This window comes from Bacillus sp. B1-b2, from assembly GCF_009183415.1.
Lineage (GTDB): Bacteria > Bacillota > Bacilli > Bacillales > Cytobacillaceae > Niallia.
The window spans coordinates 79,052-103,048 of sequence record NZ_WEHU01000017.1; the positions used below are offsets into that span (position 1 = coordinate 79,052).

Sequence of the window (23,997 nt, forward strand, 5' to 3'; positions counted from 1 at the left end):
TCTTAATTAAATTTTCAAATAGGACAAACACCAATAGGAGTGCTAATATGGAGAATAAAATAAATTCCACAAAGCTTCGTATTGCTTCAGAAGCAGCAAAATTATTTGCCAAAAAAGGATATGCTTCCACTTCGATGGAGGATATAATGGTTGCTTCAAATGCTAGCAAAGGTAGTATATACTATCATTTTAAAAATAAGGAAGATTTATTTTTGTTTATTCTAGAACAACAAGGAATACAGTGGAAAGAAACATGGAATATAAAAGAAAAACAGTTTCATACAGCTACGGAAAAACTAATAGGAATTACTAAACATTACCTTGAAGATTTTAAAAACCCTTTATTTTCTGTCTCTCATGAGTTCACCATAGCAAATGGTGATTATGAAAAGGTACAAGGCATCATTCGAAACCAATACTATGATGTTTATCAAAGGATTTTCCAGGAAGGAATTAACTCAAAAGAATTCTTACCGGAAAGTACAGAAACGTACATGTACACCTTTTTAGGCATGCACATCGGTTTAGATACTGCTTATTATGATGATATTTCCTTTGAAGCATTGCAAAAACTATATATGACAGCAACAAATATTTTTATTAAAGGAATACAAGCATCATAAGATATTTACTTGAGTGAATAGATCAAAAACTATTTTTGATCCGTTCACTCATGAATGTATCGCACTTTAAAAGCCACGTTCTATTTCTTTAATTCAAAATAAAAATCTTCCTTATCGTAACTACATATGAAGATATCTTCTACTTTTACTTTTAATTTCTGTAATTCATCTAACAACCACTTTTTATCCTTATCCAATATCATTAAATTTCTTTCTTGTAGCACCCCATCTTGAATTATAGGCAATATAAACTTTTTATTTTTTTCAAAGATTGTCAATTCTCCTGAAGTTTCAAGAATTGCATAATCTACGTTTGAAATATCACTAATATCCTTTACTCTAAGCTTGAGTAAATAAATCGTTTAAATTATACCCCGTTTTTTTCATGTTTTTCTGATTACATTTTCATTTCTCGATAATAATAATTGGCTTTCCTTGAAAAATGGAACGTATCGTTTGATTTTTCATACCCAAGTAGTTCAAGCATAATTGAATAAAGATCAATATTCCTATCGGATATAGACTCTTTAATATAGGTGTTGCATGTTCAATTAAGCCTACAATTAATTCTATAACAATTAAATTCATTCCTATATCTAGTAAATTAATTTCTCCTAAATCCTTATTTCCGGCTACTTGAAAGAAAGATAGCATAATTAAAAAAGCTAGTATGACCTTAAAACTGATTTGTACATACTCCATATTTTCACCCTCCTAACCATTAGACCGAATAGTCAGTTTAGAAAATATTATGAACTTCTGATAAGCCCTTTATGCATGGGTTTTTTCAGAGAAAGTAACACGTACACAGCATGCCACTTGTAAATTGCAATCTATAGATATTATCGCAGTTTGTTGTAGTAGAGAAAATACATCTAATATAATGACATTTCTTATTTGGTAATCCTAATCATTATTAGTGGAGTAATCAAAGTAATAATAGAGGAAAGCAAAATTCCCTACAGATTAGAAGAGGGTTATTCACACATAGCTATTATTTTAATGTTCTCTTCTGATTCTCTAAATACAAAAAATCTATCCAAGAGTATAGGTGTTATATTGATAAGAATAATAGTGTAAGAACATGCAAAGAATAACCTGAATATCATATTTTATAAGGATGGTCCTAATGTTAAAGGAGAATATTTCATTAAATCAATTAGCAGCAGTTATTATTGGATTTAATTTAGGTAGTACCCTTGTCGTTGTAATGGGTCTTGAAGCTTATGAGGATGCATGGATTACCGTATTGTTCTCCACGCTACTTGGTTTAATCATTACTATGTTTTATTTTTCTATTAATGAATTAGCTCCAGATAAAAATTTATTTGAGATAGTTGAATTTTGTATGAATAGACCTATTGCTATAGGTTTCTCTTTTCTATATCTGATTTACTTTCTTTATATTGCTTGTAGAGTAATGAGAGATTTTGGTGAATTAACTTCCTCTTTTATTCTGCCAATTACTCCTATTGAAGTAACTGTTTTCACACTAGTTCTTGTAATTGGTTATATCATTTACCTAGGGATTGAAGTATTAGGTAGAACCACTGAAATATTTACTCCTTATTCCTTTATATTTCTAAGTTTATTAATTATTTTTCTGTTCGCTAGTGGAAATTTATCCGTATCTAAGGCTCTACCTATGCTTGCTAAAGGGATAAATCCAATTATATCAGGATTATTTCCTTATGAACTTAATCGTCCTTGGGGAGAAATGATTGTATTCACTTGTATTTTTCCTTATTTAACAAATTTCAAAGCAAGCAAGATGGTAGTAGGAGTCACTGTAACTGTTTCTGGTCTTCTATTAACACTTTCTACATTCATTATTATCGCATCTCTTGGTTCAAATGTAGCAGTTCGATCTTCTTTTCCACTATTAAGTGCTACTAGACTTATTTCTATTGCTAATTTCATTGAGCGTATTGATGCACTTGCTTTATTTATTATTACCCTAGGAATAATTGTTAAGGGTTCCATTCTCCTGTTTGCTGCATTAAAAGGATTAGAATATATTTTCCGCTTGCCATATCGCTATTTCATCATCCCAATGACTTGCATTATTTCCATGTTTTCTATATTTATTAGTCTTAGTTATATAGATCACATACAAGAAGGACTGAAAGCTATTCCATTCCTATTACATATACCATTACAATTTTTCCTTCCTAGCTTTTTAATGTTTATGCTTTTAGTAAAAAAATTCAAGAAACAGAATGATAAGCAGAGCAAAAGCTTGAATTAAAACTATCAAAGTATACTAATTTGGCACAAAAAAGATGAAAAGATTTCTTTCACCATTTATCAATTAATAAGATTTTATGTATTAAATTCCTTTTACTCGATTGTACAATTTCATCCTATCCCCAAATTATTGAGTCGTATGCTACCACCAAATCAAAATTATTTGGTTTGGTGGCAAGTCATTACAAGTTATCTCATCATTCATTGATGATTTTTCCTATTACTTTATTTCTTTATTTATCCACGCTTTAATAGATTCCACGATTTTATCTTGTTGTTCTTTTACGGAAATATCTGCCTCTTTATCGCCAGATTGTTCACCATACACCCCAAATTGAGCGTGATTTCCCCCCATTATCTCAAAAAATTCTGTTGTAGTAGGCAGATTCTCCTTCCTATCATCAATTTTTTCAGGAGTGCTTAAACCATCATTTGAACCGCTAATTGATAAAACTGGTAATCTAGACTTAGATAGATTATCATTTTCAGCAGAGTAGGATCCTAGCAAGATTACGCCCTTTACTTTGTCCAGATTAGCATCCGCATACATGGCTGCAGCTGCACCACCCATGGAATGTCCTCCCACAATCCAATTCACTTCCTTATAATTACCTATTATCTCGTCAGCTTTACTGTAGTCAAATATAGCTAGATTTAACAAGACGTTTGGGATAACTACTAACATATTATTTTTGGATAGTTCTTGCGCCAAATAAGCATAAGCATTTGGTTCCACTTTAGCTCCAGGGTAAAGAATCAATCCAACTGAACTATCTTCATTTCCATAAATAATCCAATCATCCTCATCTATATAGTTACTATCCATATTAATAGCTGGCACTGATACTGCTTTATATGTCATTTGAGTCCAAACCAAAAATATGGCAGCGCATAATAAAATCAGTATGGTTATAGCAATCATTATTTTTTTAACTAGGGATTTTTTCATTCACTTTTCACTCTTTCCGATTACTTTTTATATGTCTAAAATGACATATGTCTATTAACTCATCATCCTACAAATTAGTCAAGCATGTATGGTATAATTAATGAATCTATAATAAAGGAAAAGAGTGTTCTATATGAGCTTACGTTATGCTTTATTAGGAATAATTTCTAAAAAACCTGTTAGTGGTTATGAAGTAGTAAAAATTTTCAAAGAACAAATTGTTTATTTTTGGAATTCAACACATAGCCAAATTTATACAGAATTACATAAATTAGAAAAAGAAAACTTACTACAATATGAACTTATTATTCAGACAACTTCTCCTAATAAGAAAATCTATACAATTACCGATCTGGGAAAAAAAGAGTTAATCAATTGGATACTCGATCAACCTCTAAAGCCAGCTAAAATAAAAGATGAGTTTCTTATCAAGGCAACAGCATTTGATATTCTTTCTGTTAAAGAAATAATTATTTTACTTGATGAGGTAATAATGAGAGAAGAACGTATATTTAATATGACAAGAGAGTGGAAAGAAAACTTCACTAATGAGTATTCCGAACAAAATCTAGGTGCCATTATTACTTCTGAATATGGCATTCGTTATGCGGAAATGTATTTAAATTGGTGTAAATGGGCTAAAGATTATTTAATTAATAACCATCCGAATGCTTGATAAATGTTAAAAGAGATTAACATAAACGGACTTGTTTTATAGGAAAGCTTTTTTTGTAGGAGTAGTCTAAGGCTATTTTCTATTTTATATATGTTAAAAAAATCTAAGATTCTCATTACAAGTAATTGTAAGAAGATCTTAGATTATATAAGGAAAGTAATATACACTTAAACAAGTTTCCGTAAAATAACGAATAAATATAAAAACAATAAAACTATTACAAAACTAGAATTCCCACTTTTTTATAGAGTAACATTCTCAAAATGTTCTACTGTTGGAAATGGATTATAGAAATGATGTAGCTGTTTTTTCCATGCTTGATATTCTCTTGATTCTCTAAAACCAACTGTGTGGTCTTCTAATGTTTCCCACCTCACAAGCAACAAATACTTTCCTTTAGCTTCCATACAACGGTGTAGCTCATGAGATAGATAACCTCTCATAGAAGAAATTATTTTAGATGCTTCACGAAATGCCTCTTCAAATTCCTCTTCCATTCCTATCCTAACTTGTAGCATAACAGCTTCTAAAATCATTGTAATTCTCCTTTTAAGATTGAAATTTTAAATACTGAGCGAGAAGTATTTTAGTTAATACTCATGATTTATTCAAGTTAATTCCCCGAATATTAGCATTTGTTATAACTTGTAATCCTTTTACCAATTATTTATCCAAGTTTTGAATAAAATAATATTTATGAAACACTATAAAGATAAAAAGGAAATTTCTATGATTGGATTAATTTTTTCCATATTTATCTTTAACATTACTGCTTTTTCAGTGAATAAACTTCTAAACAAAAGCCAAATAGCACATATATGGATGTTCACAGTTGCTTTTCAAGTCCTTGTTGATGTATATATTGATGTTAAACTACAGGGTTATTGGTACTTTGATAAGCATATAGATTGGATATCCCTATTACCTGTAACTATTCTGCTACCACCCGTTAATATTGTCTTTCTTAATTGGTTTCCCTTCAATTACTCAATAAAAAGAAAAATCCAATATTTTATATATTGGGAAATCTGTATGGTTTTATATGAAATGTTCACATTATTACCTGCACCTTGGGGGTATTTTCATTATGGTTGGTGGAAATTATGGTATTCTGCACTGTGTAATCCAGTATTGCTATTGATGTTATTGAAATATTATAAATGGTTTGTAAAATAGGATATACAATTATTCATTTTATTATAGATCATCATTATGCACTTATTTCCTTTCATTTCTTTGTTTATTGATAGGTTATTTTCTACATAATAGTTCACTTTGCTTTTTTAATAAGATTTGCCGTTTCTTTTTTATCAGATTCTTCACTAGACCTATCACAAAGATCTATTACGAAGACGGGTTGAGATTTACTAGCATCATTTACAATCCCTTTAAATTTAAGGCAAAACTTTTTTCAGCTTTTCATCCAATCCAGTAAACAGCATGAACGCTGTTATGGGTATACTTATAATCATGAAAAATGGGAAAGAAGTGTTTTCACTTGGGCCTAGTACTATGTAAGCAAGTAACATAATCATTATTAATTCAATGTAGTTTTTAATAAATACTTTCCATGATACTTTCTTCATCTATTTTTCTCCTTCCTTTCTAACTATTTTGTACGTCGTGCTTTTCCAAAAGGATTCAAATATCTTCAAATTATTTCGTGCTCTTTTCCCCAACATTCCACGCTAAAAATAAAATGCCCACAGTTACTATTAGTGGAGTTAACATAGCTACAACCCCTTTTTCCTTTTTATTACATTATAACATATCCTAAATTTGTCATTTATAGTTTTTTATAAATCAAAAGAATAATTGACTTCTATGATTAATTCCTTACTCTATCAGGCTACTTGTTATTCCTGTTTTTTCAACACAAAGAGAGAAGCTAAGTCAATAGCTTCTCTCTTTCCCTTACTTTATTCTATATTCGAGAATAATGTTGTATTTTTTACAATTGGAAAAGTCACCGTTACCTCTGTTCCTGTTCCTTCCTCGCTCCAAAAGTCTATCGCCCCATTGTACTTATGTATAATGTTAAAACAAATCATTAAACCTAGCCCAGTTCCTTTTGCTTTTAATGAATAGAAAGGTGTACCTATCCGCTCAAGTTGTTCACGGCTCATGCCTGAACCATTATCAATAATTACAATTTTAACAGTATCCTGGCTACCTGTTACTTTAACTAAAATTGTTTCTCCTTGGTGAGAAGCTTCAATCGCATTTTTTAATAAATTCACAAAAAGCTGCTTAAATTCGACTATATTGCATTGAATGGCGTACTCTTCTTCCATCTCTAACTCGATATGAATGGTATCAATCAAAGCATAGGTGTTTAGTAAGTCCATCACTGTATGAAGAGCCGAGTTAACGGATATAACCTCCATTTTAGTTTCTCCTGGTTTTGCTAAAGATAAAAAGTCAGAAATAACTGTCTCTGCGACTTGTAACTGATCAAGCATCAGTGTGTAATGCTTTTTAATATGTTCAGGGATTTCTTGATCATTTTCATGCAATTGGATAAATCCTTTTACAACGGTTATAGGATTACGAATTTCATGTGCAACAGCTGCTGCAAGCTGACCTGTTGTTCTTAATTTTTCATCTTGCTTCACTTGATCATAATATAATTCTTGATCCTTCATCTTTTTTTGAAAAAGAAGAAAAAGAAATAACAATAAAAGCTGTGTTCCAAGGAAGTTAATAGCTACTCCGGAATAATCTAAGTAGGTGTATTTATGTACATTTCGTGTGTCATACATCATTAAATACATAATAATACTAAATGTTATCGTAATATTGCTAAGTAGTGTGATATAAAATAATTTTGTATGTAAGAACAATACAGGGATAACAGGAATAAAACTTATAAGTAATAGGGAAGCAAATCTATCAGGAAATTGTAAAAACATAAAGAAAAAGTAGCCAGACATGAATAGAATAATTGCTGCTCTAAAACCTACTGAATCTTTTTTGGGAAATATAATTAAAAGTGTTGCGATGATAGCAACAAGCAAAAATTGAAGTATGAATGAAAAGGTGATGATTCTCCCATCTTCTTCGTATATTAATACGATACCTAAACTCATTAATACAATTAATACACTAATAATAATACGATAAACCTTTAAACTTGGTAATAATCCATTGTCTTTCATTAAGAAGTCCTCACTATACTATTGTTACTATCTTACTATATTACTAAAAAAATGGTCATTTGAATATGGAGAAACACAATTACTATAAGAATTACCCATTTTGATGGTAAACATTCTGTAACATTTTAATACCTCTTTTACCTTCTCGATCGACAAACATATATCCTATGGCATTCTTTTCTACTTCATTTATGCATGGAGTATTATTCTATTATAACTTACCTATCAACAAAGATAAAAACTCCATTTTGAATTGAATCGAAATGGAGTTTCATCAATATATAGGAATGATTCATTCAATAGTCATCAAGGCTTTTAATTTTACTTTCATAAAGTGCATAGGATACTGCCAAACCAAGATAGCTTTTTCTGGCAGATGCAACGTTAAATTGAGAGGATGAAGTGATTGAAGCTGCATCATCAGAATTTGAATGTTTCCCATTATAATGTTCTAGTATCACTTCATTATCTTTTAAAACATATAACGCTGAAGCACTACTCTTATTTTTATCTTTTATATCCTCTACCCATTTAATTAACTTCTCGATTTTTTCCAATTTACCCTTCTCCCTTACCTACAAAATTCACCCATGATGGTATAAAACACTGGCATGGCGCTACAAATGATAGCTGGTTTGAACATATCGCAATCACTGCTGGTACTCCTGAATGGTTAGAACAAGTATCAGATGAGGAATACAATAAAGTAAAATAACCCTTTGAAAAGCCCTGTAAATCAGGGTTTTTTATTATATAAATACTTTTCTCTTGTTACCCAATTGATTCTATTTTTATTCTATTTATTTATTTTTTAGTCATTTTAAGATAGCCTACTAGTTTTTTGGAGCATGCATAGAATTTATGTTTTATTTGTACACTCGTATATTTTTCGTTGACTTAAACTATGGTTTAAGTTGTATCATAATCCTGTCGTCAAGGAAAGATACTATTTGGAGGTATTCTAATGAAATACTGTTCTATTAGAGAAGCCGCAGCAAAATTCCATATTACAGAATCAACGTTACGATATTATGAAAAAAAGGGACTACTACCATTATTAGAGCGGGACAAAGCAGGCAGAAGGCTATTTTCAGAGAATCAAATTTCACTGCTCGAGACCGTTATTTGTTTAAAAAATACGAATATGTCTATTAGTAATATTAAACAATATATAGATTGGGTGGTAGAGGGTGACAATACCATTGAACTCCGACTTGAAATGATGAAAAATCACAAGAAATCAGTAGTAAATGAAATTGCGCTTATGACTGAATCCTTAAAGAGGATTGATATGAAAATTTCTCGTTATACCAAAAATGTCACAACAGAAAAGGTCTTATAAATTTGCAGAAAAGAGGAACGAAAATGAAACAATCAGGAAATACCATACTTATTACTGGTGGAAGTGCGGGGATTGGCTTAGCTTTTGCAGAGCGCTTTATAAAAGCCGGAAATAAAGTCATCGTAATTGGAAGACGTGAAGATGTACTTCGAAACGCAAAAGAAAGACATCCTAAACTTATTACCCATGTAAGTGATTTGAATTCTGAATCTGAACGTACATCATTGTTCGAATGGGTAACAGAGAATTACCCAGATGTAAATGTGTTAGTTAACAATGCAGGAATTCAACAGCGCTTTAATGTGTTAAAAGCAGATGCTAAGAATAATTGGAATTACTTCAATAACGAAATCACAACCAATATTGAAGCTCCTTTCCATCTGGCTATGCTGTTTGCTCCTTATTTTACTAGAAAAGAAGAGGCAACTATCATTAACGTAACATCAGGGTTAGCCTATACTCCATTTGCCATTGCTCCAATTTATTCAGCAACAAAAGCAGCACTCCATTCGTTTACAGTGAGTTTACGACACCAACTCTCTGATTCATCTGTTGAAGTAATTGAAGTTGCTCCTCCAGCGGTCAATACAGATTTAGGCGGGGCAGGGCTGCACACGCATGGAGAACCGCTAGATGAATTTGCAGATGGGATTTTCAAAGGATTTGAAGAAGGTAAACTTGAAATTGGATATGGTACTTCAGTAGAACGACTTCGCATGTCTCGAGATAAAGTTGATGAACACGTTGCAAATATGTATAATGCAATGAAAAATACAATGGAATAAGTCTAAATTCATTCTGTTCATTCTTATTTAAATCAGTTTAAACTTAAAGCTTCTATAGTTATCCATTAATAGTGGGAAAGTAAAATACAACAAAATGCACCTTTGTAAAAAAGTGCATTTTCTTCTTTACGGTTCAGAAATAGCGTTTGCAAGTGCCAGTAAGGAAGTCATTACTCCTAAACATGCAAATAGTACAAGATTAATAATAATACTAAATATCCAATAAACTTCCTTTGCTTTTCAAGACAAATAAGGGAAACAATAAACATAACAAGGTATAAGATAACTAAAATTCCTAATATAATGTATTAAAAAGCTACTATACTTATTTCTAGTAGAATTATAGTCAATATGATTGACCTATCTCCCCATACGTCACCGTTCTTCCGATTTCATCAATCCCTTATCTCCCTTTTACATATTTTTGTCACCAATGGTATCATTCAACTTCTTGCGATATTTGTCTCTCCAAGATTTCTCATCCTTAGTTAGATCATCACAGAAAGCAGCCACGTCTTTACCAGTAAGATCAGTGACTTTTTTGCCTTCCGACACTCCTTCCTCGAATAGATCAAGAATACCTTGAAAGATACGGCTGCTGTCTTTCCAATCGCTAGGACCATCGCCAACAGTCCACATATATTTTTGTATCGCCTTGTAAGCATTATAATACTCAATTGGAAGGGACTTCGAACGTGCCTCCATCTCTTTCCATTCCTGCTTATCTTCCAAACTACCGATAATTTTTTCGAAAATACTCATTTAACATTCTCCTTTTTACATTTTATTATTTTTAAGTTCATTAATTTTACTTGAAATAAACGCCCATTTCTCCCAGAAGTTTTCCAACTTTTCTTGACCGGCTACGTTAAGAGTATAAAATTTTCTAGGCGGTCCTACAGTAGAAGGCTTTTTCTCTATGTCCACCAAATTGTTTTTTTCAAGTCGCATGGTAATCGTATAAACTGTACCTTCAACTACTTCAGTGAAGCCAAGCTCTCGTAGTTTTTGCGTGATTTCATATCCGTATGTTTCGCCACGGCTAATGATTTCAAGCACACATCCTTCAAGCACCCCTTTAAGCATTTCCGTGATATTTTCCAAATAATTATCCCCCAATATATTCTTAGTACTATGTCACACTGGTATTCAGTAATACTTACTACTAAGGTATATAGTATAACATAGTAGCTTACTTGTCAAGAATGAAAAAGGATTGTCTTTTTAAAAAAACTGCTGATCTGTTTATCCCAAAAATAATCAAATAAAAAGAGCGTGGGACATAACAAAATGACTCCTTGTCAAAGACGAATACTTATGTCCCAGCCTATTTCGTTAGTTTTAGATATTCTTTATTAAACAACCTATTTAGTTTGTTCAGATAGTTTCTCCCGTTTATCATTCCTCATTTCATAAATTTATTGTATTAAAACAAGTAAATACCAATTTGATGGACACAAAAATCCTCTCATATCTAGTGACATGAGAGGATTTAGGTTAAAATAGTCGTCCGATTGCTACAAATAATGCTAGTGCTAAGATAATGATATTGACTACAATAGATTCTTTACGTTTACCGTGATAAATGGCTGCTAAAACCATAATAATGGCTATTCCAATTGCAGCAAGAGGTGTTAAAATGGGAGAAATATCCAATAACCATGGTAAGATTAAACCTATTGCTCCTATAATTTCAACAATTCCAACAAAAACAATCATAATTTTATTGGGAGTTTTTTCCTCACCATTTATTTCTTCTCCTTTATTTACTGAAAAGACTTTTTTGACACCCACCATAAAATAAGTGTACATTTATTTTGAAGAAGCTTCTATTCCTTTTTGATAATACTCTGCTTTCATATCTTTAGGTACCATACTTCCTCCAGTCGCCCAAACAATATGAGTGCCTTGCGATAATTTTTCAGTGAGACTGTGTCTTTTTATATATCCGCCTTCCTCTTTCAATAACTTTATAGGACCTATCATACCTGCTAGTGCAGATGGTTCTAGATGAATTCCCTCGGTATCAAAAAGTAGTTTGAGTAGTTTATATAAGTGTTTATCACTAACAGTATAACTACCACTCAATATAGGTTCCATAACTTTTCCAACAAACCTTGAAGCTCTTCCAACTGCTAGTCCGTCTGCATCTGTTTTATTATCTAGCCCTATTTCTTGTACAGAAATTTTATCATGAAGACCTGTCATTAAACCTAATAACATACAAGCTGAATGTGTAGGCTCACCGAAGAAACAGTGGACATTATCTTGATACATTAATTTTAATCCAAAGGTTACACCTCCTGGACCTCCTCCAACTCCGCATGGCAAATACACAAATAATGGGTGGTCCTCATCTACAGTGACATCTAATTCCTTTAACTGTTGATCCAATCTACACGCTGCAGCAGAGTACCCAAGAAATAAATCTCTAGAATTCTCATCATCCACAAAATGACATGTAGCATCAGTAGCTGCTTGTTTTCTTCCTTCTTCAACTGCCTTACTATAATCATCTGCATGCTCAACGACATTTACATTTTTACTTCTTAGTAAATCCTTTTTCCATTGCTTTGCATCGCTAGACATATGAACCGTCACTTTAAAGCCTAACTTTGCGCTCATAATACCAATACTTAATCCTAGATTGCCCGTAGAACCAACAATAATGGAATACCTCGAATAAAAATCTCGAAATTTTTCACTATCCAAAATGGAGTAGTCATCATTTTCAGTTAGTAAGTTATGTTCAATTGCCAGAGATTCTGCATGCTTTAGTACTTCATATATACCTCCTCTAGCCTTAATAGAACCAGAAATCGGAAGAACATTATCACATTTAAGCAGAAGTTTACCTGATATATTCTTTTTATAAGTAAATTCCATTCCTTCCTTCATGGAGTTAATTTCCACTATTGGTGATTCAATGATTCCTTTCATCTCTTTTGTCTCTGGAAAAACTTTTTCTATATAGCGTGCAAAACGGTTTAATCGTTCTTCTGCATCTTTAACATCTTGTTTTGATAATGAAATTTTTTTCATTCCTGAAGTAAAACTTTCTAATTTTGGATTGGACCAGATAACTTCTTCTAAAGAAATCAGATTCTGAAGCAATGGATAATGGTTTCTTAACTCATTTAGATCCAGATTTGCCATTAGAAAAACCTCCTATCGTGCTTTTATTGATTACTAGTGATTAAATAAGTATTAGCATAGAGCTTTACTTGGGTTAAATTTAAATTAATAATTTTCGAAAAATTGACTACAATTAGTTTGAAGCAATACTATTTCTATTCCCAGGGAATATTACTACTTATCCTCGTTCTTTAGATAAAGTATCATAAATGCTTGTTAACTTTTGTAACCCATTCTTAATTTCCTGTTCGTTTAGAAAGGAATAACTGAGTCTTATATAGGGAATATCTCTTTCATGTGGATCACAAATATATCCAGGTACATAGGAAATAGAACTTGCTAGTGCCCTGTTTTTCAACAAGCCTTTATTCACTTCCTCATTTATTCGAACCCATAAATTCAGGCCTCCACTTGGGCTATCCCATATGAAATGATTCTTGAGTGCTTCTTCCATTGTCTCTTTTCTTATCTGTAAGGCTATCCTTAACTTTTCCATATGAGAGCGGATCCTTTCAGAAGTAAGGTAAAATAAAAAAGCTTTTTGGTTCAGTAAGGGAGTTCCATTATCTGCAAGTGCCTTTCCTTTAATGAGCCATTTGACTAGACTTGGATGCGCAACCATCGCACATATTCTCAATCCTGGTGCCATGTACTTGCAGAAACTACGTAAATAAATGACATACCCACCAATATCATAGGCATAAATAGGTGGTGGTGGACTTTCTTGAAAATAAATTTCATGAAAAGAATCATCCTCCAAAATAATACATTGATATTTTTCTGCCAACTCTGCAAGTTGCTTTCTTTGTTCTACTGGAACTGTATAGCCTGTCGGGTTATGATGAGTTGGATTTGTATAAAAAAGCTTTGGTTTATACTTTTTCATCAGAGACTCCACTTCATTCAAACAAAAACCTGCTGCTGTTATAGGCACAGAAATAAGCCTTGCCCCTCTATTTACAAATATATCAGTTGCTCCACTATATGTAGGGCTTTCAATCAGTACATAGTCATGTGCTTGTACAAATACCTTTGCAATAATATCTATGCCTTGCTGTGCGCCAGAAGTAACAATAATGGAATCTTCATCTATATACATTTTGTCATACTTTTGGAAATAAGCTGATAATCCTACAATCAATTCTTCATCACCTTTCACAGGTGCATACGTACCAAGCAAGTGAGGGTATCTGTCAAATATCTCCTTCACATGCTGTGAGAGGTATCTGTTTGGTAATAAGGTTGGATCTATAACAGCTGCAGAAAATTTATAAAAGGTTGGTTCACGATGAATTTCTGATAGATTGCTGTTTTGTATGTAGGAATGGAGAGCAGGCATTTCTCCTGTTTCACTTTGGTGAATACTGTCTTTACAGTAATAGCCTGTTTTGTCTTTCGCATAGACATATCCCTCCTCTTTTAGAAGTTGATATGCTTTTAAGATTGTCAAACGGTGAACCCCTAGCAACTCTGCAAGGCTTCTTACAGAAGGAAGCTTTCTGCCTTTTTCCCATTCTCCTGTTTTAATACGAGTCAGCATATATTCATAAACTTGCTTATATAACGCAGTATGTTCTGTTTTTATTACCATGATTTCTCCCTCCTCCTATTTCTATTATTCTACCATTTGCTTCAATCTGTTCTATTTAAAAATCATCTGGTCTGTCTAGTCTATTTTACAATGAATGACAGGAGGGATTACGATGACGATTATTTTGTATAGTATCATGTGTTTTATTTTTGGAACTACTTTTTTGGCAATTAAAGTTGGAGTAGATCAAGGTTTTCCGCCCTTTCTTTCTGCAGGAATTCGTTTTTTTGCAGCAGGAGCTGTGCTTTATCTTTTTTTACTCGGACGTAAACGAACAACATGGAAACTTCTATTGCGTAAAGAGCTTATGCTCACAGGATTTTCTTTAACCTTCATTACCTTCGCAAGTCTTTATTGGGCAGAACAATTTGTTTCCTCAGGAATTGCAGCAATACTTTCGGCTTCAGGGCCAATAATGATTGTCCTATTGCAGAATATTTTCTTACGAGTAAAGATGGACAAATCAAGCATAATTGGAGTAATAGTAGGATTTATTGGTGTTTTCTTTCTATTTTTGCCAGGATTTACAATCAATTGGAGCCTTCATTGGATTATAGGGTGCGGAATTATACTCATTGGTGAAATCGGCTATGCAGCAGGATCCATATATTCTAGTAAAATAATTGGCGTATTTAAGGAAGAAAGCCCGATAGCATTAAATGCTGTGCAAATGATTTATGGAGGAATATTCTTGCTAGTGCTATCTCTACTAACAAGGGAAACAGTGCACTCCTTAACAATTCCAGTTTTTTTCTCCCTGGTTTACTTGACAATTGCAGGATCCATGGTTGCTCACACCATTTATTATTATCTCGTGGCTAAAACAAATGCCTTTCTTCCCTCGACATGGTTGTATGTGTCACCGCTTATTGCTTTAGGAATCGGCCACTTCTTCTACAAAGAAGATGTCCATCCAGTAATGTTCATTGGAGTCATTCTGATTTTAAGCAGCCTTGTATTAATAAACATAAGAAAAATCATGCAATTTGTTAACATTAAGAAAATGGCATCCTCTAAATGAAGATGCCATTTAGAATAAACGGAAGGAAGAATCGTAGACATGTCCTTATGCAGAGGGCAAAGATAACTCCATGTTATAATAAGCATGGAGTTTTTATCTAAATAAGCAATTTCTGGCTAGATTTTATTAATCTTATTTTACTTAATCAATATGCAAAAAATGAGATGTTTTTTTGCCTATTTTAAATAATAAAGGAATCAGTAATAATATTAAAAATCCTATAACTACTGTAGATACTACTAACTCTTTCCATAGAATTAAATTCTCTGCAAGCATTTGATAGATAATAAATAAATTTATTGGTATGTTCAGTAATAAGCCAGTTAGTAATCCTGGTGCATACTTTTTCATTAGTACTGTTGCAACAAGATGTGGAAAGATTGCATTGATAATCATCGAACCTAAAAAGCCAATGAAAATCCATTTGGTAAGATTGGAAGATGGTATATAGGAATAACTAAATGCTGATAAATAAGCCAATAGAGTAATAACAATTACAGCAAAACGAAATTCACTAGAACTAACGGCCTTTTGAAATTGTGAAGAATGTTGTGACCACTTTGGTAACCAAATTGCTTCCTCCAAGTTATGTAGTGTTATCGCCATACAAAAATATACAACAAGACCATCCACTACCCTTTCCTCCTTTCTAATGTAACTTATATTATTTGTATACAATCCCATTTAATTAACCTATAAAACTTTCACTATAAAAAAGGAACTATCCTCGATTAAAGAATGTCCCCATTAGTTAAAGCATGTTATTTCACACTAATCTTACCAGCCTTTACAATTACACAAAGAAGTAATATGTGCCAGGTGATGTCTGCCATGCCAAGCATAAATACCGATATTTTCACCTAATGAAACTTCACCTGATTCTGGGTGAAAAAAAGTTCTTTCTAAATCAGCTTCACTTAAACTTTTTAAAAGATCTGTCCAGCGTTTGTGCAATGATTCGAGCAGAGATAGTGAAATATGAATTGGCAATTTATTATCTGGAAGCTCCGCCCACTTCTTTTCTTCATATGGCTTTATTACAGGTTGTTCTTCTGTTAGAGCCAATTTAAAGCGAACATATGCATTTATATGACTATCTGCGAGGTGATGAATCACTTGTCGAACAGTCCAGCCTCCTGAACGATAAGGTGTATCTAGCTGTTCATTATCTAAGTCTTTTACAGCAGCTTGTAATAATCTTGGTAAATCTTCTATCTCCTTAATCCAATCCTTCGTAACACTGTTAGTAATTTCCTCTTTATACTCAAATTTCCCTACTGGGTATTTCAAATCCACCTACTAATCCTCCCTTAAGTCACTAATTTATATGTGTATTATTCTACATCATTAATCCAACTGTTATGACATACCAATGGAACTATATCCATCCAAAGTTACCATTTTATTATTAGCCTTTTATAGAGTATAACAATAGTATTGTAAGTTTATAGACTTTACTAAGATAATATGGATGGTTCGGGTAAGAGCATCATACCAATTAACATTTAAAATAGCATTTATTAACTACCTGAAATGAATAAGAATACAAGAACAAATTCCAAGCTTAAAATGTTTTTTCCTTTGTTGCATACTTAGGTTTTCTTTCTTTAATCAGAAATGATCTGTACATTGTGCGCGACTTTTGCTTGGTCTCCTAAGCCAGGATTTTCTACTAAATCAAATATAACTGTCTGCCCTTTTTTCAAATATCGAAAATCATTAGGAAACCTGCCTTTATTAGGAAGTATATGACTAAAATGAACAAAAACTAAGTTTTCATCCTCACCATCAAGTAATATATGCCCAAAACCTTCCTCTTCCTTATAGCATTTTACCATTCCTTTTCGCTTCATATCGCATCCTCCCTAAAGATAATCTATTCTGCACAGCGCTTACTACTAGATTGTATTCGTGAATCATTAATTTTTTTCGGGTTTCTTCCAGTCCTTAGTCATCACCTCTATCCCCTCATTTTTTTCTAACCAAAAGCATTTATTCAATATTTCCCTCCTCAGACATATCTTCTTTTGTATATTTAGATTTCTATGACAAGAAACACTATTCCTTGTTTTATTAAACTATCAATTTGTTAAATTCAATACTAAAAAATCTCAGTGTACATACATTTCTCAAAATCTTTTTAATACAAGCTCAAATAGTCATTAAGTCTGAAAGAATATAATCTCTAGATCACTTCTATAGAAAAAGATAATGACAAAAGAAGAGCTAATAATCACTCTCCTTTTGTCATTATCTATCATACAAATATTAATCGCACTCACTTTTGACTAGTTATTCCTCAAAGTGCATTTCTAAGCAGCCTCTTTTATATCTAATGCTTTAGCTTTATACATTGGTTTTTTTAATATTCCGATAATACAAGCTGTTATTATAGACCCAATTACGATACAACCGATGTAAAGAAAAGGGTTGCTTGCTGCAATTGGGATGACGAATATTCCACCATGGGGTGCTTGCAAGGAAATACCAAGCGCCATACATATACCGCCGCCAATTGCTGATCCTATTATATTGGCAGGAATTATTCGTAATGGATCACTTGCTGCAAAAGGTATAGCTGCTTCCGTTATAAAGGAAGCTCCCATTATATATGCTGCCTTCCCTGCATTTCTTTCTTCACTAGTAAATTTATTTTTAAAAAGTGTAGTTGCTAAAGCTATCCCTAATGGAGGTACCATACCTCCTACCATTAATGCTGCTGACGGCTCATAAATTTGATTAGCGAACATTGCAAGACCAAATGCAGAAGCAGTTTTATTAATAGGTCCTCCCATATCTGAAGCCATCATGCCAGCTAACAATGCTCCTAAGAATATCGCATTTGTTCCTGTTAGTCCATTTAACCAATCTTGTAATGAGGTATTCACCCAAGACAATGGACTATTTATAAAGAAATGCATAATAAAAGCGGTTACAAACGTACCGATTAACGGAAGTAGAAGTACTGGCGATAAACCTTGTAATGATTCTGGAATATCTCTTAATACTTTTTTCAAGCCTAAAATAATATACCCTGCAAGGAAACCTGCAATCATACCTCCTAAGAATCCTGAACCACCTAAAGTTGCCATCATACCACCAATCATACCAGGAGCTAAACCTGGTCTATCTGCAATACTATAAGCTATATATCCAGCTAGAACAGGTACCATTAATGCAAATGCGGCTTCTCCACCAGCCAATCCTAAAAATGCTGCAAATCGGTTATAATCTTCACTATTAGGATCAGATGCATGAATTCCAAACATGAAGGAGATAGCAATTAATATTCCACCAGCCACCACAAAGGGAATCATAAATGATACACCATTCATAAGGTGACTATAAATCTTTGGTTGCTTCATTCTAGTTCTTTCTTTTGCTTCATTTAGATTAGTATTATTGCCGTTATATACTTTCCCTTTCCCTGCTAAAGCTTCCTCTATTAAATGCTGTGCATGATGAATACCATCTTTCACAGATGTCTTAATAACCTTTTTATCCCCAAACACATCCATGTCTACTTTAATATCAGCCGCAACTATAATACCGTCTGCATTACTTATGTCTTCAGCGGTTAATTTATTTTGTATGCCAGTAGAACCATTTGTTTGAATCTTTACTTGAATGCCCATCTCTTCCGCTGATTTTTTCAGGGATTCTGCAGCCAAAAATGTATGTGCTATTCCTGTTGGGCACCCTGTAACTCCCACAATCCTTTTTCCTGTATAGAGTGAATTAGAGGTTAACTCTTGAAGTGCTTCTTCTTTTTCTGTAAAAAGATCCATAACCTCCTTACTACTATCAGCCAAAATCAACTTTGCTCTAAATGTTTCATCCATTAAAACAGTGGATATCTTCGACAGTGTTTCTAAATGTTCTGAAGTAGAATTTTTGGCAGCAGCTATCATGAAAAATAGTTTGCATTTTTCCGTGCTATAATTGATTCCCTTTAGCGACCTGCCAATCACGATCGCTGTTTTCTTTACAGCTTCCGACTTAGCATGTGGGATTGCTACTCCATACCCAACTTCCGTGGAAACTTGGTTCTCACGCTCCCATATGTCCTTTTCAAATTGCTCCATATCTTTTAAATAACCATTTTGATTAAGTTTAGATGCTAATTCATTAATTAAATCTTTTTTATTTTCAGATTCGACATCAAGGATTATATTTTCTATATGCAATACAGAGGAAATCTTCATTAATTATCTCTCCTTATATCTCACCTAATTTATAGAGTACTGCTTTCCCAGCTGATCCAAAGAGCTCCATCTTCTGTTTTACCAATTCTGTTGCTGCCTTCGTAGCTTCAGGCATTAGCATATCTGGCTCATATGCATAAGGATTCTTTTCTAAGGTAATACGTAATTGATTATAAAATGCTCGCTTCATATCTGTAGATAAATTAATTTTTGCAATTCCGTGTTTAACTGCTTCTCTGATTTCTTCATCTGGATTATCTGATCCCCCATGAAGAACCAATGGTATATTTACTTTTGAATGAATCTCTATTAATCTATCAATTTTTATTGAATGATCTTTTGTTTTAGGATAGATTCCATGTGATGTACCAACAGCTACAGCCAAGGTATCTATTCCTGTTTTTTCAACAAAAAGCGCAGCTTCGTCAGGGTCTGTATATAAAATTTCTTCTGATCCGCCTTCAGAACTTCCCTCGTTACTACCAATCGTACCAAGTTCGCCTTCTACGGAAACTCCGACCATGTGTGCCAGGTCAACTGCCTCTTTGGTTAATCTAATATTTCCTTCAAAAGGTAAATGAGAAGCATCCATCATAACGGATGTATATCCGTTTTTTATAGCCCGTAAAATATCGTTAATATTCCCACCATGATCTAAATGAATAGCAAAAGGCATTTTTGATTTTGAGACTGCTTCCCTTACATAAGCAACGAATTCATCTGTTACTAAGCCAATTTCATTTGGATGTATTTGCATAATAGCAGGCGATTGTTGCTCCTCAGCTGCACGAATAACCACTTTAACGAATTCACTATTTGCTATGTTAAAAGAACCTACTGCAAATTTATTCTCAAAAGCTACATTAAGTAAATCTTTCATATTTAGTAACATACTATTTTCCTCCATTCATTCATTTGAATTCCAAACTTCAATAAATTCTTTATAACTTGTTGCTTCTATTAATTTACTAGTTAAATTTGAGTATTTTAATACACTGTATATTTCAGAGAAGAAACTACTATTATTTACTTTTTGTTTTATAGGTGGGATAAATAAAAAAACTATTTGTGCAAATTGATCTCCCCAGATAATCTTCCGTTTATTAATTGCAACTAATACACGTAATTTCCCGTTATCTCCTACATCAAAAGGGTGAGGCATTGCTACTAAGTTTCCAATGTTTGTACTAGACATATTTTCCCGATCTAAAATACTATCATATAAATATTCAATATTCCCTTGTTCTGTAAGCGATTTAAGGAAGCCTTTTTGGTCTAATTCATCAAGAAGAAAAAAATCAGCAGGACTAAGATAATGTTCGAATAACTTACGGTTTAATTGTAAAGAGATACTTTTTACATCATCATCGGTTATCATTTCACTTACACGAATAATATTTTTTTCTTGTATTGGATGATTATCCTCCATTTGTATCGTAGTAATTAATGTATCAATTTCTTGAGAAATGAGATGCATTTCATTACTTGCGTACAACCCTTCAATTTTTATATGAGGAAAATAAAGATTCATTTTTCTCTCTAATAGATTTCCTACTAATTGATTTTTCCCATAAACAATGGCAATCTTATGCCTAGTATCCTGTGAGCTATCCATTATATTCATCATATGAAGTGCCAAGTAACCGATTTCATTTTCAGGAATGCTAATTTTCAAGCTTCCTTGTAGTTCTTTTGCAAGCACAACTGCCATATTGTAAGCTGCTATATATTCGGATTTAATTTGTAGGATAAATGGATTCTCTATTGGAAAATAATATTTTAGTGGATTTAGTGATTTAGTTATATGCATAAGTAGCCTAGATTCCCATCTATTATGATTTTCCAACGGAATTCCATACTGTCTAGCAATCCTTTTGATAATCTTCAGTATAGTTTCTTGTACTTCATCCGTATCAGCTAGGTTAATCTCGTTCATTTCATAGGTCTTAGGAAATACTTGCAAACTAATGAATAAATAGGAAAGGTATTGATGTTCATAATCATTAACATCAATATTAAATAATGGGCACAGTTGTACTAACAATCGCTTGGCTACATTCCATTCTTCAAATTGTTGTTTATCTAGAATCATGTCTGTTTCCGTTAAGATTTGATCATTTGATATTCTTTTCATGCTAATGACAATGTTAATACATATCGTAAATAACTCTTTTGCATCTAATAATAAATGATATTTTGCTAGCTCACTTTCAACTATGGAAATAATGTTGTTAATATTTTCTGAATGAATCCAGTCGTTAAAATAATATTGTATTGCCTCAGATACAGACATCCTATTTAAAATACTGGGAGAAACTAAACTATCTAATAATAAGCGCTTATCAATTTCTTTTCCATGGATCCTTATTCCTTGAAAAATGATAGCTTCTACCTTAATATTTCGATTCTCACTTTGTATCGTTTGAAATATTCGCTGAACATCTTTCCTAATTGTCTGTGTAGAAAAATAGAGATTCTGTGCAAGGTAATCATAAGTCACAAATGATTCTTTTGATAATAGTATCTTTATTATTTGAAATGCTCTTTCCCCGAACTCATCTTGACTTTGCTGTAATTCAGTTATACTTCCTAATAGTTTATACCCCTTATGAGTATTTCCAATAATTGAAACTTCCTCTAGATAATTTTCATTCATTTCTTTAATATCATTTCTTATTGTTCTAGTCGTTACATTAAATATATTAGCTAATTCACTTCCACTAACATAATCTTCCTTTGCTTGTTGTAAAAATTGTAATAGCTCTATGTAACGTTTTTTCATTTACCAATCCTCCTTGTATTCATTGTAAATTAAACGCTTTCATTTACCAAGATTATAATATCTTCCTAATAGTTAGGAAGATATATAAATTTTGAATGAGCAACCTTATCTATATTTGCTGTAGATTCCTCATTTAAAGTAAAAGGGGTCGACAATAAATTGGGCTCCTCTAGTTTGTAGAAAAAGTAATTTACGAAGGATAAATAGTATTTTTATCCAAATGGTCTATGAGGAGATAACTAGATAAAGCCCCTAAAAAAGCAAAAAAGGGCGAGAAAATAGCAAAAAAACCTAAATTGAACGTTCTTTTGATGATTAAAAATGGAAGACTAAAATAGAGGATTCAAAAACGGACAAGGATTTAAAAAAGTCACTTTCTCGGATCTATTTGGCATGATTCAAGGAGCCACTACCATGAATAATATCATTTTTTAAATAATGTGTTATCTAGTAAGTTGAGTTTGTTAGTTATTGGAAAACATACATCAACAACAAAATTTGAATTCTGCTGTTGATGTTAATGTTGAAAGTATATACTCGTCTAATAGATCGAGATTAATTAGGCGTCCAGCATTATACAATAAAGTATATGTATAAACCCTACTCACACTTCACAATCAACTATATTTCTAAATTATATTTGTGGAACTTCCATACCCATTGCTGCCCAATCTTCACGAGCTGGACCGTATACACTTGGTACTTTTATTCCTGCTTGGCGGATAAGTACTGTCAATTGTCCACGGTGGTGAATTAAATGTTTAAGAATGATTGGAAGCGATACTTCAAGTGGCATTTCTCTTCCAAATACTTGATGAATTTCTTTTAAGGTTGAGTCACTCCACTGTGTTTGTACATTTTGATTAATTGCAACAACCAAATTTCGGAAGCTATCAGCTATTTTTTTAGCAGAGGTTGGTACAATAGCAGGATCTTGAACAAAACGCTCATTTAATCCAAAGATAGATGTAGGGATACTTTCGACTATATGCCATGCAATTCTTCCTAATGTTCGATCATCAGGAGTAACTTCTTGATGAAGAGAAGCATCTGTTAATGCATCAAACAATCTTTGAGTAGTCTCCATTTCACTATTCCATTCTTCTAAAAATTCAGTAACAGTAAGACTCATTGTAAAATCCTCCTAATAATTCTAGTAATATTGGATGAATTATCATCTACCTCATCATAAAGGAACAAGCACCGTTTGAAAAGCAGACTGGTTCGAACCTATCTTACTGCTTACTATTTTTTCGTTTCTATCGAATAGAGTAGGGTGACCATTCACATGGCCACCCCCTCATCAAACCGCACGTGCCCTATTAAGGCATACGGCTTACCAACGTGTTATATTGAACTTTTATTTTCCCTGTGCACAGTTTATTTTACGAACCCTTTCACGTGTAAAATACTCTTTTCCTCTTTCTTTTGCTCGTTGTAAAGCCCTTTTGTACTTCTTCTCATGTTTAGCCTTCATATATTG

General features: G+C 32.7%; 25 protein-coding genes and 2 pseudogenes. 8 read left to right on the plus strand and 19 right to left on the minus strand.

Annotated features, from left to right (window positions below):
• Positions 1–47: 47 nt before the first annotated feature.
• Positions 48–623, plus strand: a complete 576-nt coding sequence (locus F9279_RS16340) for a TetR/AcrR family transcriptional regulator (protein ID WP_152114955.1) — start codon at positions 48–50, stop codon at positions 621–623.
• Between the two features lie 80 nt (positions 624–703).
• Here the strand turns inward: F9279_RS16340 and F9279_RS16345 are convergent, their stop codons facing one another.
• Positions 704–982, minus strand: coding sequence for a YetF domain-containing protein (locus F9279_RS16345; RefSeq protein WP_152114957.1), 279 nt, complete (start codon positions 980–982; stop codon positions 704–706).
• Between the two features lie 46 nt (positions 983–1,028).
• A complete protein-coding gene (locus F9279_RS16350) occupies positions 1,029–1,325 on the minus strand; it encodes a hypothetical protein (RefSeq protein ID WP_152114959.1) in 297 nt (98 codons plus the stop codon).
• A 427-nt stretch (positions 1,326–1,752) separates the two neighbouring features.
• On the opposite strand from F9279_RS16350, the gene F9279_RS16355 reads away from it, so the two are divergent.
• Positions 1,753–2,871: a GerAB/ArcD/ProY family transporter gene (locus tag F9279_RS16355; protein WP_152114961.1), complete on the plus strand. Its 1,119-nt coding sequence runs from the start codon at positions 1,753–1,755 to the stop codon at positions 2,869–2,871.
• Positions 2,872–3,090: 219 nt separating this feature from the next.
• Here F9279_RS16355 and F9279_RS16360 read toward each other — a convergent pair whose 3' ends face one another.
• Positions 3,091–3,819 carry an alpha/beta family hydrolase gene (locus tag F9279_RS16360; protein ID WP_152114963.1) on the minus strand — a complete coding sequence of 243 codons (729 nt, stop codon included), beginning with the start codon at positions 3,817–3,819 and terminating at the stop codon, positions 3,091–3,093.
• A 133-nt stretch (positions 3,820–3,952) separates the two neighbouring features.
• Here F9279_RS16360 and F9279_RS16365 point away from each other — a divergent pair, with 133 nt between their 5' ends.
• Positions 3,953–4,495, plus strand: coding sequence for a PadR family transcriptional regulator (locus F9279_RS16365; RefSeq protein ID WP_152114965.1), 543 nt, complete (start codon positions 3,953–3,955; stop codon positions 4,493–4,495).
• A gap of 242 nt (positions 4,496–4,737) precedes the next feature.
• Here F9279_RS16365 and F9279_RS16370 read toward each other — a convergent pair whose 3' ends face one another.
• A complete protein-coding gene (locus F9279_RS16370; RefSeq protein ID WP_152114967.1) occupies positions 4,738–5,031 on the minus strand; it encodes an antibiotic biosynthesis monooxygenase family protein in 294 nt (97 codons plus the stop codon).
• A gap of 193 nt (positions 5,032–5,224) precedes the next feature.
• Between F9279_RS16370 and F9279_RS16375 the strand changes: the two genes are divergently transcribed.
• The gene (locus F9279_RS16375; RefSeq protein WP_152114969.1) at positions 5,225–5,671 is read left to right on the plus strand and encodes a hypothetical protein; all 447 of its coding nucleotides are present in this window, start codon (positions 5,225–5,227) and stop codon (positions 5,669–5,671) included.
• 218 nt (positions 5,672–5,889) lie between these two features.
• Here the strand turns inward: F9279_RS16375 and F9279_RS16380 are convergent, their stop codons facing one another.
• The 3 genes and pseudogenes from F9279_RS16380 to F9279_RS16390 form a co-directional block, all read right to left on the minus strand.
• Complete coding sequence (locus F9279_RS16380; RefSeq protein ID WP_152114970.1) at positions 5,890–6,081, minus strand: hypothetical protein; 192 nt, start codon at positions 6,079–6,081, stop codon at positions 5,890–5,892.
• Positions 6,082–6,414: 333 nt separating this feature from the next.
• Positions 6,415–7,653 carry a sensor histidine kinase gene (locus F9279_RS16385; protein ID WP_152114972.1) on the minus strand — a complete coding sequence of 413 codons (1,239 nt, stop codon included), beginning with the start codon at positions 7,651–7,653 and terminating at the stop codon, positions 6,415–6,417.
• A gap of 302 nt (positions 7,654–7,955) precedes the next feature.
• Positions 7,956–8,210: pseudogene (locus F9279_RS16390) on the minus strand (penicillin-binding protein); the annotation flags it as partial.
• 29 nt (positions 8,211–8,239) lie between these two features.
• Here F9279_RS16390 and F9279_RS25725 point away from each other — a divergent pair.
• The 3 genes and pseudogenes from F9279_RS25725 to F9279_RS16405 all read left to right on the plus strand — a co-directional run.
• Positions 8,240–8,368, plus strand: a pseudogene (locus tag F9279_RS25725) (cupin domain-containing protein); the annotation flags it as partial.
• Between the two features lie 249 nt (positions 8,369–8,617).
• Positions 8,618–8,995 carry a MerR family transcriptional regulator gene (locus tag F9279_RS16400; protein WP_152114976.1) on the plus strand — a complete coding sequence of 126 codons (378 nt, stop codon included), beginning with the start codon at positions 8,618–8,620 and terminating at the stop codon, positions 8,993–8,995.
• A 23-nt stretch (positions 8,996–9,018) separates the two neighbouring features.
• A complete protein-coding gene (locus tag F9279_RS16405; RefSeq protein WP_152114978.1) occupies positions 9,019–9,780 on the plus strand; it encodes an SDR family oxidoreductase in 762 nt (253 codons plus the stop codon).
• 414 nt (positions 9,781–10,194) lie between these two features.
• Here F9279_RS16405 and F9279_RS16410 read toward each other — a convergent pair whose 3' ends face one another.
• The 5 genes from F9279_RS16410 to F9279_RS16430 form a co-directional block, all read right to left on the minus strand.
• Complete coding sequence (locus tag F9279_RS16410; protein WP_152114980.1) at positions 10,195–10,542, minus strand: DUF1048 domain-containing protein; 348 nt, start codon at positions 10,540–10,542, stop codon at positions 10,195–10,197.
• A 15-nt stretch (positions 10,543–10,557) separates the two neighbouring features.
• Positions 10,558–10,884 carry a PadR family transcriptional regulator gene (locus F9279_RS16415; RefSeq protein WP_152114984.1) on the minus strand — a complete coding sequence of 109 codons (327 nt, stop codon included), beginning with the start codon at positions 10,882–10,884 and terminating at the stop codon, positions 10,558–10,560.
• Between the two features lie 393 nt (positions 10,885–11,277).
• Entirely contained in the window at positions 11,278–11,577 is a 300-nt protein-coding gene (locus tag F9279_RS16420; protein WP_264298258.1) for a DoxX family protein, read from the minus strand.
• A gap of 15 nt (positions 11,578–11,592) precedes the next feature.
• Positions 11,593–12,936, minus strand: coding sequence for a D-serine ammonia-lyase (locus F9279_RS16425; protein WP_152114988.1), 1,344 nt, complete (start codon positions 12,934–12,936; stop codon positions 11,593–11,595).
• A 157-nt stretch (positions 12,937–13,093) separates the two neighbouring features.
• Positions 13,094–14,506 (minus strand): PLP-dependent aminotransferase family protein, encoded by a 1,413-nt coding sequence (locus F9279_RS16430; RefSeq protein WP_152114990.1) that lies wholly within the window; start codon positions 14,504–14,506, stop codon positions 13,094–13,096.
• A gap of 112 nt (positions 14,507–14,618) precedes the next feature.
• Here F9279_RS16430 and F9279_RS16435 point away from each other — a divergent pair, with 112 nt between their 5' ends.
• Positions 14,619–15,527: a DMT family transporter gene (locus F9279_RS16435; RefSeq protein WP_152114992.1), complete on the plus strand. Its 909-nt coding sequence runs from the start codon at positions 14,619–14,621 to the stop codon at positions 15,525–15,527.
• A gap of 141 nt (positions 15,528–15,668) precedes the next feature.
• Here the strand turns inward: F9279_RS16435 and F9279_RS16440 are convergent, their stop codons facing one another.
• The 7 genes from F9279_RS16440 to F9279_RS16470 form a co-directional block, all read right to left on the minus strand.
• Positions 15,669–16,133, minus strand: a complete 465-nt coding sequence (locus F9279_RS16440) for an HXXEE domain-containing protein (RefSeq protein ID WP_226793629.1) — start codon at positions 16,131–16,133, stop codon at positions 15,669–15,671.
• A gap of 171 nt (positions 16,134–16,304) precedes the next feature.
• Positions 16,305–16,823, minus strand: a complete 519-nt coding sequence (locus F9279_RS16445; protein ID WP_152114996.1) for a YfiT family bacillithiol transferase — start codon at positions 16,821–16,823, stop codon at positions 16,305–16,307.
• A 311-nt stretch (positions 16,824–17,134) separates the two neighbouring features.
• Entirely contained in the window at positions 17,135–17,380 is a 246-nt protein-coding gene (locus tag F9279_RS16450; protein WP_152114998.1) for a cold shock domain-containing protein, read from the minus strand.
• 459 nt (positions 17,381–17,839) lie between these two features.
• Positions 17,840–19,732 (minus strand): PTS fructose transporter subunit IIABC, encoded by a 1,893-nt coding sequence (locus F9279_RS16455; RefSeq protein ID WP_152115000.1) that lies wholly within the window; start codon positions 19,730–19,732, stop codon positions 17,840–17,842.
• A gap of 13 nt (positions 19,733–19,745) precedes the next feature.
• Positions 19,746–20,624, minus strand: coding sequence for a ketose-bisphosphate aldolase (locus F9279_RS16460; RefSeq protein ID WP_152115002.1), 879 nt, complete (start codon positions 20,622–20,624; stop codon positions 19,746–19,748).
• Between the two features lie 15 nt (positions 20,625–20,639).
• On the minus strand, positions 20,640–22,514 hold the full coding sequence (locus F9279_RS16465) for a BglG family transcription antiterminator (RefSeq protein WP_152115004.1): 1,875 nt from the start codon (positions 22,512–22,514) through the stop codon (positions 20,640–20,642).
• 634 nt (positions 22,515–23,148) lie between these two features.
• The gene (locus tag F9279_RS16470; RefSeq protein ID WP_152115006.1) at positions 23,149–23,646 is read right to left on the minus strand and encodes a DinB family protein; all 498 of its coding nucleotides are present in this window, start codon (positions 23,644–23,646) and stop codon (positions 23,149–23,151) included.
• Positions 23,647–23,997 lie beyond the last annotated feature (351 nt).

Coding starts and splice junctions, on each gene's coding strand:
- F9279_RS16340 (WP_152114955.1), top strand. CDS start 48: ATGGAGAATAAAATAAATTCCACAAAGCTTCGTATTGCTTCAGAAGCA.
- F9279_RS16350 (WP_152114959.1), bottom strand. CDS start 1,325: ATGGAGTATGTACAAATCAGTTTTAAGGTCATACTAGCTTTTTTAATT.
- F9279_RS16355 (WP_152114961.1), top strand. CDS start 1,753: ATGTTAAAGGAGAATATTTCATTAAATCAATTAGCAGCAGTTATTATT.
- F9279_RS16360 (WP_152114963.1), bottom strand. CDS start 3,819: ATGAAAAAATCCCTAGTTAAAAAAATAATGATTGCTATAACCATACTG.
- F9279_RS16365 (WP_152114965.1), top strand. CDS start 3,953: ATGAGCTTACGTTATGCTTTATTAGGAATAATTTCTAAAAAACCTGTT.
- F9279_RS16370 (WP_152114967.1), bottom strand. CDS start 5,031: ATGATTTTAGAAGCTGTTATGCTACAAGTTAGGATAGGAATGGAAGAG.
- F9279_RS16375 (WP_152114969.1), top strand. CDS start 5,225: ATGATTGGATTAATTTTTTCCATATTTATCTTTAACATTACTGCTTTT.
- F9279_RS16380 (WP_152114970.1), bottom strand. CDS start 6,081: ATGAAGAAAGTATCATGGAAAGTATTTATTAAAAACTACATTGAATTA.
- F9279_RS16385 (WP_152114972.1), bottom strand. CDS start 7,653: ATGAAAGACAATGGATTATTACCAAGTTTAAAGGTTTATCGTATTATT.
- F9279_RS16400 (WP_152114976.1), top strand. CDS start 8,618: ATGAAATACTGTTCTATTAGAGAAGCCGCAGCAAAATTCCATATTACA.
- F9279_RS16405 (WP_152114978.1), top strand. CDS start 9,019: ATGAAACAATCAGGAAATACCATACTTATTACTGGTGGAAGTGCGGGG.
- F9279_RS16410 (WP_152114980.1), bottom strand. CDS start 10,542: ATGAGTATTTTCGAAAAAATTATCGGTAGTTTGGAAGATAAGCAGGAA.
- F9279_RS16420 (WP_264298258.1), bottom strand. CDS start 11,577: ATGGTGGGTGTCAAAAAAGTCTTTTCAGTAAATAAAGGAGAAGAAATA.
- F9279_RS16425 (WP_152114988.1), bottom strand. CDS start 12,936: ATGGCAAATCTGGATCTAAATGAGTTAAGAAACCATTATCCATTGCTT.
- F9279_RS16430 (WP_152114990.1), bottom strand. CDS start 14,506: ATGGTAATAAAAACAGAACATACTGCGTTATATAAGCAAGTTTATGAA.
- F9279_RS16435 (WP_152114992.1), top strand. CDS start 14,619: ATGACGATTATTTTGTATAGTATCATGTGTTTTATTTTTGGAACTACT.
- F9279_RS16440 (WP_226793629.1), bottom strand. CDS start 16,133: ATGGCGATAACACTACATAACTTGGAGGAAGCAATTTGGTTACCAAAG.
- F9279_RS16450 (WP_152114998.1), bottom strand. CDS start 17,380: ATGAAGCGAAAAGGAATGGTAAAATGCTATAAGGAAGAGGAAGGTTTT.
- F9279_RS16455 (WP_152115000.1), bottom strand. CDS start 19,732: ATGAAGATTTCCTCTGTATTGCATATAGAAAATATAATCCTTGATGTC.
- F9279_RS16460 (WP_152115002.1), bottom strand. CDS start 20,624: ATGTTACTAAATATGAAAGATTTACTTAATGTAGCTTTTGAGAATAAA.
- F9279_RS16465 (WP_152115004.1), bottom strand. CDS start 22,514: ATGAAAAAACGTTACATAGAGCTATTACAATTTTTACAACAAGCAAAG.
- F9279_RS16470 (WP_152115006.1), bottom strand. CDS start 23,646: ATGAGTCTTACTGTTACTGAATTTTTAGAAGAATGGAATAGTGAAATG.